The sequence below is a fragment of the Sporosarcina sp. G11-34 genome (genome assembly GCF_026931025.1).
In genome coordinates, this window is record NZ_JAHNZW010000011.1 from 94,714 (window position 1) to 106,701 (window position 11,988).

Below are 11,988 nucleotides of genomic sequence, written 5' to 3' on the forward strand. Positions count from 1 at the left end.
TCAATTGTTTGTTCGTTAACTGGAAATCTAATATAAGGGAGAGACATGTATGGAAAGTGGTGGAGATTATTTAAAATCACCGGATTTACTTCCAGTTACACATCAAAAAAGAAGTGTCGGGACATTTGGTTTTGCAGTGATTTGGATAGGAATGGCCATCGTTTTAGCCGCCTTTGCAATTGGAGGATCAGGTATTATTAGTTTGTCATTGCCGATGGTAATTTTAGCGACTTTGATAGGTTCCGTTTTAATCGGCATATTGATGACATTAATCGGTGATATTGGTATTGAACACGGCTTGTCATTCCCGGTTTATATGCGAGCCCCATTTGGCACAATTGGCACGCATATACCATCCCTTGTTCGTGGGGTGACAGCTGCTTGTTGGTTCGGGCTTAACACCTATTTTGGTGCAATGGCCATCAATGGGATTTTAAATTTATTATTCGACTTTAATAATTGGTTTTTATGCTTCCTTGTTTTTGCGGCATTACAGTTATTTAACACATCGCTAGGCATTAAATCCATTGAGCGCTTTGCGGATTTTGCTGCGCCAGTTATCATTTTAATATCGTGCTGGATGTACATTACGCTTGCCGATCAAGCAACGGCTTCAGGGAAAGATGTGTGGACTTGGATGGAATCACCGACGACAGGGATGGCAGCTTTTACAGCATTCATGGTTGTGATGATGGCCAACATGGGGTTCTGGGCAACGTTAGCAGCTGATATGCCAACACTATCACGTTTCTTTAAAGCGCCTAAAAATGAACGCAATTGGTTCAAACGCAATAAAACGCAGTTAGTTGGCTCTTTAATCGTCATGCCAATTACGAATACATTTATCGTAACGATTGGTGCAGTCGCTTATATGGCAGTCGCATCCGCTGATCCGATAAATGCCTTGCAGCAAAGTGCTAGTGGAATTGTGTTGGGAATTTTATTGCTAATGATTGTGTTAGCGCAATGGTCAACAAACACGTCCGCAAACGTTATTCCCGCGGCAACGATATTCTCAAACATTGGTGGACCAAAAGTGCCGTTCGGGGCAGCTGTAATAATCGCGGGGGTTATTGGGATTTTAGCACAGCCGTGGAGCCTATTTGGCGTCTTAGTCAATGCGCTATTAATCATTGGCGGTATTTTAACAGCAATTGTGGGGATATTATTCGCCGATTATTATTTAATCCGTAAACGTCGAGTGAACGTAAAAGATCTGTATGAGTTAGGCGGGCAATATAAGTATATGAATGGCTTTAATTTAGCGGGGTTAATCGCTTGGGTAATCGGTGGTGCCTTAGCAAATATGTTCCCAACGTATTCTGCATTAGTGGGCTTTTTCGTGGGGGCACTTGTGTACTATGTCTTGGCGAAATATTGGTGGTTCAAAAAGTACCCGCAAGCCGAACTAGACGATCCTAGTGACGCCAAGTATTTAGGTATTACAGTTGGTCACGATTGGGACGATATCGTCGTGCAAGAAATTGAAGCAGAAGGTGCTAAATAAGAAAAGCGGGGTGTGTGTATGTCGGATCATATACTAAGCATGGAAGAAATGAAACAAGTAGATGACTGTTTAGATAGGGGTTTTAAAGTCCATTGTGTGTATGAAAATTTAAGCGGGATGTTTGTCGAGTTTGAACGGCAGAAAGAAGAAGCTTGTTTGCAGATTTTGACCGCCGAAGCGCGTAAATATTTTGCAGCAAAGCTCCAAGAACAAACGCTGTTGCAAGAAGGTATGTCAATTTAATATGAAGTGGTGAAAAATCTATTCTAGTATGTACTAGAATAGATTTTTCACTGTGCTGTATTTACGAATCAAGATGCTCTTTTGGAGGAAGTTATTTCGTCCATTGAAGAAAACGGAATGCCTGCGATATCGGTCTCACCTTCTTCTGGAAAACTGCTAACGATGCAGATAGCTATTTCAGGGGCTAAAAATGTGCTTGAAATCGGTGCGCTTGGAGGCTATAGCGGAATTTGCCTAGCCAGAGGATTTGGCAGTATAGTGAATCAGGCGGTTAAATCAAAATGCTATACGGAAGTGATGAAGAAGTTCAATGAAATGGTGGCCAATTATGCTCAATTAGGGTCGCCTCTCATTCCAATCGGTGATGGGCTGATGATTTCAAAAGTAAGGAAATAAGCGTGGTTTACGAGCGAATGAGAACCTCGCGCTTTTTCATTAAAAAAGTCCAACGGAAGTATTCTATAATAAGGGGAGATGGATTTTAAGAAAGGGGAGATTTAACAATGACAACTTCAAAAAGAAGTTTACGGGTGTGTAGCAACGGACACGAATACTATAAAAGTAGTGATTGTCCAGTCTGTCCGACATGTGAGCAAGAACGTAAGCCGGACGAGGGATTTCTTTCAACGCTTTCAGCACCTGCAAGAAGAGCTTTGGAGCATCATCGCATCACAACGTTGCAACAACTATCAACGTTCACTGAAAAAGAGATTTTACAATTTCACGGCATAGGGCCGGCTTCATTACCGAAACTCAGAGCTTCTTTAAGGGGAAGTGGATTATCATTTAAACCTTAAAAGGGGGAGTTATCATTTCCCGAAGAGAAGAATCCAGTTTAGCGAACGTTATTTTGGTGTTTAGCATCCATTAAGTTAAAGTCACGGGGCGTAATTGATTGAGTTCAAATTACTGTTATCGGATAGTCCAGTGCCATTTAATGGCGTCTTTTTCAACACTTTTGACAAAATCCTTCTTTCCGTCGCCATATCCATCAATATCATGTGGATATTGATTTGCAAGTTTGCTCTTTAATTGCCCATACTGGCTGCAGACTTCAGGGTGTTCCCGAAGATAATCTCTAAATGCTAAGTGCCTTTCAATTTCTACGCGGAAAATGTGGATTGTACTTGGATTTTTTATGATGGCTAATGCAGCATCCATACATTCCTTAGACACAACAAGAAACTCCAGCCTATGCTAAGTTATGAATGTGGATGCCAGGTTCGTTAAGAAATAAAGTTAATCACGATTTATGAACACCAGTGCACTTCGAATAGGAAAGCCCTAGACCATTCATCCATGTATAGAAAGGGTATAATGAATTATTAGAAGCCGATACTAAGAGGGATTATCTTAAGAATAAGAATATCTAATTGATTTCATATAAATGAATGCGAAAAGAAGAAAGAGGCGAACGAATGATGAAGAGAAGTGAAGCAGTAGAGGCCGGATGGAACTTTGACAACAGTTATGCTCGTCTACCGGAAACCTTTTTCACTAAAGTGGATCCAAATCCTGTAAGTGAACCGAAATTAATCATATTCAATGATTCTTTAGCAACAGGGCTTGGTTTAAATACCGACGCATTAAAAAGTGGGGATGGCACTCTGGTATTTGCTGGTAACGAAGTTCCTGAAGGTGCCTTACCACTTGCACAAGCTTATGCAGGGCATCAGTTTGGGCATTTTGCGATGTTAGGGGACGGCCGGGCAATGCTCATTGGCGAACAAATCACGCCTGCAGGTGAACGGTTTGATATTCAGCTCAAAGGATCTGGCCGAACGCCCTATTCCCGCGGGGGGGATGGCCGAGCGGCGCTTGGTCCGATGTTGCGTGAATATATTATTAGTGAAGCGATGCACGCACTTGGTATTCCTACGACACGTAGTTTAGCTGTGGTGACGACAGGAGAGCCGATTATGCGTGAAACGTTGCTACCTGGTGCGATATTGACTCGAATAGGTAGTAGTCATCTACGTTTTGGTACTTTTGAATATGCTGCAAAATGGGGTACAACCGAGGAACTTCAGGAGTTGGCCGATTACGCAATAAAGCGCCATTTTTCAGAAATTGAGGCGGACGACAATCGATATCTTTCACTACTTCAAGAAGTAATCAAGCGTCAAGCCCTGTTAGTTTCTAAATGGCAACTTGTCGGTTTTATCCATGGGGTGATGAACACCGACAATATGACAATTAGTGGTGAGACGATTGATTATGGTCCTTGTGCGTTCATGGATGTCTATGACCCGGCAACGGTTTTCAGTTCGATTGACGTTCAAAGTCGCTATGCCTATGGCAATCAGCCGTCTATTACGGGGTGGAATCTCGCTCGATTTGCTGAAACGCTCCTTCCAATTTTACATGCGAAGGAGTCGGAGGCGATGAGATTGGCACAAGATGCGCTATTGGATTTTCCTGAACAATATCAGTCGAATTGGCTTTCTGGCATGCGAGTAAAACTAGGTTTATTTAATGAAGAGAAAGAAGATGAAACGCTTATTAAAGACCTGCTTATTATGATGAAGAAGGTTCACGCGGACTACACAAATACATTCCGTGCATTTGCTTTTGATAAGTTAGAGGAGTCTGCTCTTTTTGGAACCTCAGAATTTTCTCAGTGGCATGAGTTGTGGCAGGCAAGACTAGGTAGGCAGCAGGAGTCCAAAGAAGCTTCCCACCAATTAATGCGGGATAACAATCCAGCAGTCATTCCCCGAAATCATCGTGTGGAAGCTGCACTAGAAGCCGCGGTTGAAGGCGATTATGGCGTGATGGAACAGCTTTTGAAGGTCCTATTGAATCCTTATGCCCACACTTTGGAGCAGGTTGATTATGCAATACTGCCTGAATCTGGGGGCCTTTACCAAACTTTTTGTGGAACATGAAGTTGGCAGCTTGAGTGAAAAGAATACCCTAATAGTTTAAAGTAAGCGAGTCTTAACCCTATATACGGGGGTAAGACTCGCTGTTTTCTTGTATAATAAGTGTACAGATTCTAGATTATCTATTCAGCTGTCGGGGGGTCATTCAACACAGATGGAATTGATATGGTAATGGATGACATGAATAACACGCTCTTTATCCAACCGTTTTGGATCAGGCATTGCGTGCATTGCAATTCCGTCAATTAAAGCGTACAATCTCTCTATTTCAATGTCGTGATCGAGTTTTTCCTTCAACAATTGATTCGTCGCCAAAAAATAAAGGTGTTATGTTATGATTTGCTTAACAATACAATTGTATTAAAAGGGGGCTTCTTATGAATTTCATAGCCTGGATAATTATTGCGTGTGAAATTGGTTTTTGGGTTGTCATTCTACTTGGACTTATGACTAGGTATATTTTCAAACGAGAACGACTTGGATTCTTCTTTTTTGCACTTACACCTGTCATCGACTTAGTGTTACTAATCGTCACGGCTACAGACCTCTATAATGGTGCAACCGCAACGCAAATACACGCTATTGCGGCTATCTACCTTGGTGTATCCATCGCTTTTGGGAAAAGTATGATCCGTTGGGCGGACGAAAAGTTCCTTTATTACATCCAAAGAAAGGGAACGAAGCCCGTTCGTAAAACCGGGTTCGCGCATGCTCGCCATTCGATGAAGGGCTCTTTGCAGCATATACTTGCTTATGTCATTGGCGCTGCTTTTCTTGCCTCAATGATTTACTACATCGACGACCCGTCAAGAACGGAAGCGTTGTTTGGGACGTTGAAAATTTGGACGCTTGTTCTTGGTATCGATATTGCGATTTCCATTACTTATTTTATTTGGCCAAGACAGGCGAAGGGCTAATAAGTGTATTGTCATTAATGGACAGGGCCTTTGCTTTCTGGGCATCGATTACGATAAAATAGATGTATATGATTGGAAGGGGAGAGTTTCTAGTGAAATCACCATTTACATTTATACATACGGCGCCTAAAGCGGCGAATAAAAAGCAACCAGCTATTTTTCTATTACACGGAATGGGTAGTCATGAGGGAGATTTGCCGCAGCTTGTTCAAGATTTCGAAAAGAGCCATCATATTTTCAGCTTGCGGGGTCCAATTGAATTTAAACCGGGCTACGCTTTCTTTACGAATGAAGAGGAAGGTAAGCCGATTCGCGTAGTTTTCGATGAAGTACTCATTTATATTCAATCTTTTATTCGCGAGGCGATTGTTGAATTTGAATTGGATACAGAACAAATTTATGTGCTTGGCTTCAGTCAAGGTGCTGTACTTGCAAAGTCTTTGGCGCTTACGATGGGCAATGTGATTCAAGGAGTTGTCGCATTAAGTGGGTATGTGCCTAATTTTGTGAAGACGGAGTATAAGAAACAATCAGTCGAACATTTGAATATTTTTATCTCACATGGTGTGTATGATTATATTATTCCGCCAAAATGGGGGGAAGAAAGTAAGGAGTATTTCGAAGCGCAAGGTGCGAATGTAATTTTTAAAACATACAATGACGGACACGGCGTAACGCCGGAAAATCGTCAAGATTTAATCGCGTTTTTACGGCAATAATTCAGTATCTGGTTATTTCAGAGATCTATAATATTGAAAGACTAAGTTTTGGTCTACACTTTTTATAAGAAATCTCCTTTAAGTAGGATAAGAAACTGATTAGTCATCAGTACTTATTTTACGGTAGGGGATTTTTTTACGTTTACTTTTGTGGGAAGACTACAAAAGTAATGGCATTGGTACAACTTATGCAGCAAAATCTGTCACTCAAGTCCTGAAAAATAATAATTGTAGCGTTGATCTGGAGAATAATGGTCTGGACTCTGGGCTTTCCGGCATTTATGATATCATCATTTTTTGTTAACGGAAAAATTTACCGAATATATTTGACAGGTTTTACAGAGTAGATCTTTCTAGAACAATGGAAAGTGGCAGTTATGGTTTAGCTATCAATTGCGAAAACAATCATAGATAGTTTGGGAGGAGAAATATCCGTCACTAGCGAAGAGAATGGGTCCACGACTTTTACTTTTGTGCTTTGACTTCTATGTAAATTCCTAGCGATAAAGTTAATGTTTTTACTTATTAGTAGAAGTTTAGTTAGGAATGGAACGGTGAACCGCACCATAAATTACTGGATAGGCACCTTATATTTTCCGTTAATTGTGGAGAACTAATTAAAATATCCGAATAACTAGTACTCTATTAATCATATAATAAACCTTATGCACCACGATGCTGGATGGGAGGATAAGTATACCGATTTATTCTATCTTTCATCTGATGATGTAAAACCGCTGGAGGAAATGCTGCATATTTCCGAACCTAGTCAGGTGAACGAGCCGGGAGAAGTTGTTGCCTATTCCAACTATGGTGTTGCACTGGCAGGCTATATTGTGGAAAGGGTCACTGGTCAGCCGTTTTATGACTATGTGAATGAACATATATTTACTGTCCTCGACATGAAGGACACAGCAATCCATCCGTCACAAAAAGATAATAAAGATGTGGCAGAAAAAAGAGAATCAATTCATGGGTATTTAGTGAATGAAAATGGTGAATTTAGTCGCTCGAAAAGCGAACGAATCTTCATTGGTTTGTATCCCGCCGGTAGTGCGATTGGAACAGCAACAGATGCGGCAAAATTTATAATGGCGTTGATGCCAGCCGATGGGAAAAACAGCTCCTTGTTTCGTAGCAATCAGACGTTAAGTGAAATGTTAACGACTAGTGATTTTTATGACAATGGATTACCTCGAAATGCACATGGATTTTGGGAAGGTATGTATGCTGTAGACGTGCTAGAACATGGAGGGAATACAGATAGTTTTTCAAGTAACTTTACCTTTTCAAAAGAAGAGAAACTGGGAGTTATTGTCTTAACAAATCAAATCGCTGAATCAGGGCTGTGTTATGGCCTACCAGTATTGGTATATGGCGAATATGAAGCGGAAAAAGGAGCAGAAATCCTGCCAGATTCCGATAAATTTGAAGGAAGTTACATGCAGGCAAGACAGGCTTATGTAGGGTTTACCAAGCTCATGGGCGTGCTAATGACGGGCCATTTAAAAGCAGAAGATAGTCATACTTTTTCAATGTTTGATATGACTTTTAAACAGATTGCTCCTAATGTGTATCAATCCACAAATGAATATAACTTATTACTCCATTTTACAATGAGTGCCGGTGAGGTGAAGAAAGTGTCCATGATGACTACTGATATGCTACCAGTATCCGCAAATAAGAAACTGTTCATTATGATTAGTCTACTTACTGCAGTTATTTCTGTTTTCTATTTCATTGCTTCCATAATCCTAATGATTATTGGTGCTATCAGAAATCGAAAAAAAGCAGTTGCACATACTTCAGTGAAAAAATGGAATACATTATTAACCTTGTCGGGTGGCGCAGCATTAGTTAATTTCGTAATTCTGGCTTTTAGAGCATATTCGTATGGATCTTATGCCTCGCTTATGATTCATTTTTGGATTTTTTATGCATATATATTATTTGCCGGAGTTTGTGTAATTATGATTTTCGTGCAGTGGAAAAAAGCAGCGTATACGAGAAGGAAAAAAATAAGCTATATCCTTTCTTGTGTAATGGCTTTGCTGCTTTCGGGCTTAATTATAGGCTGGGATCTTTATAAATAAGTCAGATATTTTTGCACGATACAACATTAGCTATTCTATCTTTAGAAAGCTTGCTGTTTAACGAAATTAAAATTGAGGGAGTGAGATGATGACAAACGAAGGCGGAAAGTATATTGAAGTTGAAGCAGGCGTAAAATTATTTGTTCAAGACGTTGGAAGCGGGGACCCAATTGTTTTCATTCCGGGTTGGACGTTTACGACCGAAGTTTTTTCCGAACAAATTGCATATTTCTCGAAAACAAGGCGTGTCATTGTAATCGACCCGAGAAGTCACGGTCGATCAACAATGACTCAACACGGAAATGATTACGTTACACATGGGGCTGATTTGGCAAAAGTGTTGGAAACGCTCGAATTGGAAGATGTGACGCTTGTCGGTTGGTCATTTGGTTGTTTAACAATTTGGGAATACATTCGTCAGCACGGCGTAGCAAACATAAAATCATCCGTTTTTGTAGATCTTTCACCGAAACCACTATCAACGAACGCAGCACAAGATTGGGTGGAAGGTTCGCTTGACGATATCGCAGCGGCTTATACGACGTATTTGCAAAACTCGGATGGACAACGTACGTTTATCGAAGGGTATGCGAAGAATGTAATGGTCCAACGCGAGTTAGAGGAAGAAGAGTTAAACTGGATTGTCGACCAGTCATTGAATACACCGTTTTATATCGCTGCAAATCTGTTTTCAGCGGGGATGTTTTCGGATTATCGTACGGAAGCAAAATTAGCAAGTGAATCGGTCCCGACACTAACCATTGTGGCAGAACACTGGGCCGAAATTGCGACTGCATTTACTCATAAGGTTTCTCCTCAGTCCAAAGTGGAAGTGCTGGGTGGACACTTGATGTTTTGGGAACATAATGAGAAATTTAATAAACTTATCGAACAATTTGAAATGTGAATGGATATAGGAATATATTACAAAGAACTACCATTGAATTTGAACAGGAGGGTTTGATTTTAACAGTAAAAGTGCATTGTTGGAATTGAAGACGGGGGATGTAACCGGAGATGATGTTTTAGACACCGTCTATTTATATGGTCAAGTCGATGGACCACCAAGTATCTTTGCTGACAATATTACTCTTGTTATTCAAGATGGCCCGACTTATGAAAGTACAACCGTTCATCTCAAAAACAATGAAGGCTATAATGCGCGGTTGTTCCTTGGCGATTTTAACAATGATACGATACTTGATATTATGGTGAGTATTGATACAGGCGGGAGTGGAGGATATGGCATCTTTACTATCTATTCCTTCAGAAATAATAGTTTACATGAACTGTTTAATGTTGATAAGTACAATAAAGCATACACATTCCAAGTAAATTATGAGGATTTCTATAAAGTTCAAGTTGGAAGTCCCCGGCTTAACGTGTTGTTTACAATAGACATTAGCAGCAAAGGACCCGATTATTTATCGCAGTATTACGATGATAATGGAAATCTTAAAAATCCATTACAGGGCGAGGTTCATGCCTTAGGGGCGCTATATCCAATCATTACAACTAACGAAAGCTACCATTTTGATTTATTAGCGCTACAACGTATTATTGGACCAACAAATGCAGGTACATTAGGATATGTTGAAAACCTATTGACATGGAAAGACACCCAATTAGTTTCAAATCGGTTGTCTGCATCTATACCTGGTACAAATTTAGCCGTACTTTACGAATGATATCTTATTAATGGAATTGATGGATTAGAAATAATTGAAATCAGTCATGCACGTAAATAGCTTGCTTTTTTGGATAAAGTAGGGCTTTCTTTCCATTAATTATTCTTTCACACCGATTACACGAATGTAATGTAAAACAAATTACCCCTTGTTTGGTCGGCTAACCATTTATCAACAGCTTGACTTGTTTCTCTTTTCGTTACCGAAAGCCTTATGGATTACGGCATGCACTTACGGACTTACAGTTGGTTCCATCACTGTTAATGTCCGATTGTAAGCGTTCATATTAATGGTTGCCCCGATAGGTATCGTCGCTTTATATAATCCATGCGCAGTAGCCAGGTTGGATATAAGCGGTTTCCCAAAAGGAACGAGAAACTCGTTTATAAGGTCATTATATGTTTTTCCATATGCCGGAATACAATTTGTGCATTCTCCCATAATGATTCCAATGCAGTCATCAAATTTTCCGGCTAACGAAAGATGGCTTAAATATCGATAAACGGTATTGATAGGTTCATGTGTTTCCTCGAGTAAAATAATTTTCCCCTTTGTATTCGTTTCATAAGGCGTTCCTAAAGTACCTATGAAAGAAGTTAGATTACCGCCCACAATGGGACCCGTTACATTTCCTGGAACGTTGCTTATAAGTGACATGCCAAGGGGATTTTTAATTTCCCATGGTGCCGTTAAATTTGAAGTTGCGAAGAAGAATTGGTTGAAATTATACGCTGGCGTTCTTGGATTAATATCAAGAAGAAGAAGGCTTTGAAAAGTAATTAAATTTGCATATTCGTACAGTACATTAAGTAATACCGTAATGTCGCTATATCCCGAAATGATTTTAGGATTTCGGGATATGATTGAAAAGTCAAGGAACGGCAGAATGCCTGCTACACCAACGCCTCCTCTAGTAGGTAATATCCATTTCACTTCCTTATTTAAAAACATCTTCATCAAATCAGATGCCATTTCCTTGGGTGTCGCCGCAAGGAATCCATTCGATGCATAAACATAATTACCTAAGACTACGTTCAATCCCATAGCTCTTAAAGTAGCAATCCCTTCGTTTATTCTACTTGCTTCTAATGGACTTCCCAACGTAACAATTCCGACAGTATCTCCCGACTGCAATTGAGGTGGTCTCGTAGCCATATTTTGAAGCCCCTTCCTAAGAAAAAATAAACTTGTTATTCAATGTGCTTGTAAAAAGAAAGAGATTTAACAGAATTTTTTTATACCCCCGTTAACGGGTAATAATACCTTCACTAATTGAAGGGTTACTTTATCTAGGAAATGAATAATCAGTATTTATTATTTATTGTGAGGGTAGAATATTGGGGAAGTTGAGAAAAAGAAAATACTAGTAGTCTTCGTAAGTATATGTCTGTTGTTTCTTATCGGTTACGCTGGATATCCAATCAAGTATAGTACTATAAAAAACACTTTACATAGCAAAAATAAAGAAGAATTGATCCAATTAATCTTAAACTTATCATCAGGCAATCACGAGATTTACAAACAGCTTCAATTTGAAATGGTCGCACCAGAAAGAGAAATTGACTCTGCAGAAACATATGGGTCTTTTCTATATAAAAGGGAGAAGTCATTCCGGAAAATAAGCCGATCATAAAGTGTTCCTCGTGTACAAGATGTAATTAGCATAGTGATTTCTTGGGATGGAATCCGTGTATCGATATAGGTTAAGCCATTTTACAGATTTTTTTATTATATGCTTATCAACAGAACAGATTCGTTATTTGATAACGAAAAAAAGCATGATCCGCCAATGATGTGACCCCTTAAAGTTAGAGTTTTATATTAAGCAGCTTGTTGGCTGGTGTGAAGACGGTATTGTACCGGACTCATGCCCGCCAATTTCTGTTTGATTCGTTTGTTATTATAGTAATGAATATACAATTCGATATCACTTTTT

Annotated in this window: 14 protein-coding genes; 10 read left to right on the plus strand and 4 right to left on the minus strand. The window is 39.7% G+C overall.

Annotated features, from left to right (window positions below; genetic code table 11):
- The first annotated feature begins 49 nt into the window (after window positions 1-49).
- From KSU66_RS15795 to KSU66_RS15810, 4 genes are all read left to right on the plus strand, one after another.
- Window positions 50-1,507 (plus strand): NCS1 family transporter, encoded by a 1,458-nt coding sequence (locus tag KSU66_RS15795; RefSeq protein WP_269052436.1) that lies wholly within the window; start codon window positions 50-52, stop codon window positions 1,505-1,507.
- A 39-nt stretch (window positions 1,508-1,546) separates the two neighbouring features.
- Window positions 1,547-1,750 carry a hypothetical protein gene (locus KSU66_RS15800; RefSeq protein ID WP_269052437.1) on the plus strand — a complete coding sequence of 68 codons (204 nt, stop codon included), beginning with the start codon at window positions 1,547-1,549 and terminating at the stop codon, window positions 1,748-1,750.
- A gap of 81 nt (window positions 1,751-1,831) precedes the next feature.
- Complete coding sequence (locus tag KSU66_RS15805; protein ID WP_269052438.1) at window positions 1,832-2,146, plus strand: hypothetical protein; 315 nt, start codon at window positions 1,832-1,834, stop codon at window positions 2,144-2,146.
- 107 nt (window positions 2,147-2,253) lie between these two features.
- Window positions 2,254-2,547 (plus strand): RNA polymerase alpha subunit C-terminal domain-containing protein, encoded by a 294-nt coding sequence (locus KSU66_RS15810; protein WP_269052439.1) that lies wholly within the window; start codon window positions 2,254-2,256, stop codon window positions 2,545-2,547.
- Window positions 2,548-2,662: 115 nt separating this feature from the next.
- Here KSU66_RS15810 and KSU66_RS15815 read toward each other — a convergent pair whose 3' ends face one another.
- Window positions 2,663-2,911: a GrpB family protein gene (locus KSU66_RS15815; protein WP_269052440.1), complete on the minus strand. Its 249-nt coding sequence runs from the start codon at window positions 2,909-2,911 to the stop codon at window positions 2,663-2,665.
- Window positions 2,912-3,168: 257 nt separating this feature from the next.
- On the opposite strand from KSU66_RS15815, the gene KSU66_RS15820 reads away from it, so the two are divergent.
- Window positions 3,169-4,638 (plus strand): protein adenylyltransferase SelO, encoded by a 1,470-nt coding sequence (locus KSU66_RS15820; protein WP_269052441.1) that lies wholly within the window; start codon window positions 3,169-3,171, stop codon window positions 4,636-4,638.
- Window positions 4,639-4,776: 138 nt separating this feature from the next.
- Here KSU66_RS15820 and KSU66_RS15825 read toward each other — a convergent pair whose 3' ends face one another.
- Complete coding sequence (locus KSU66_RS15825; RefSeq protein ID WP_269052442.1) at window positions 4,777-4,950, minus strand: TetR family transcriptional regulator C-terminal domain-containing protein; 174 nt, start codon at window positions 4,948-4,950, stop codon at window positions 4,777-4,779.
- A 62-nt stretch (window positions 4,951-5,012) separates the two neighbouring features.
- Between KSU66_RS15825 and KSU66_RS15830 the strand changes: the two genes are divergently transcribed.
- From KSU66_RS15830 to KSU66_RS15850, 5 genes are all read left to right on the plus strand, one after another.
- Complete coding sequence (locus KSU66_RS15830; protein ID WP_269052443.1) at window positions 5,013-5,552, plus strand: hypothetical protein; 540 nt, start codon at window positions 5,013-5,015, stop codon at window positions 5,550-5,552.
- Window positions 5,553-5,644: 92 nt separating this feature from the next.
- Window positions 5,645-6,271 (plus strand): alpha/beta hydrolase, encoded by a 627-nt coding sequence (locus KSU66_RS15835; RefSeq protein WP_269052444.1) that lies wholly within the window; start codon window positions 5,645-5,647, stop codon window positions 6,269-6,271.
- A 665-nt stretch (window positions 6,272-6,936) separates the two neighbouring features.
- Window positions 6,937-8,364: a serine hydrolase domain-containing protein gene (locus KSU66_RS15840; RefSeq protein WP_269052445.1), complete on the plus strand. Its 1,428-nt coding sequence runs from the start codon at window positions 6,937-6,939 to the stop codon at window positions 8,362-8,364.
- Between the two features lie 88 nt (window positions 8,365-8,452).
- Window positions 8,453-9,271, plus strand: coding sequence for an alpha/beta fold hydrolase (locus KSU66_RS15845; protein ID WP_269052446.1), 819 nt, complete (start codon window positions 8,453-8,455; stop codon window positions 9,269-9,271).
- 79 nt (window positions 9,272-9,350) lie between these two features.
- Window positions 9,351-10,052 carry a VCBS repeat-containing protein gene (locus KSU66_RS15850; protein ID WP_269052447.1) on the plus strand — a complete coding sequence of 234 codons (702 nt, stop codon included), beginning with the start codon at window positions 9,351-9,353 and terminating at the stop codon, window positions 10,050-10,052.
- Between the two features lie 231 nt (window positions 10,053-10,283).
- Here KSU66_RS15850 and KSU66_RS15855 read toward each other — a convergent pair whose 3' ends face one another.
- Together KSU66_RS15855 and KSU66_RS15860 are read right to left on the minus strand one after the other, a co-directional pair.
- Window positions 10,284-11,207 (minus strand): S66 peptidase family protein, encoded by a 924-nt coding sequence (locus KSU66_RS15855; RefSeq protein WP_269052448.1) that lies wholly within the window; start codon window positions 11,205-11,207, stop codon window positions 10,284-10,286.
- Between the two features lie 666 nt (window positions 11,208-11,873).
- On the minus strand, window positions 11,874-11,988 hold a 115-nt coding region (locus KSU66_RS15860), incomplete at its 5' end, for an IS3 family transposase (RefSeq protein ID WP_269050945.1).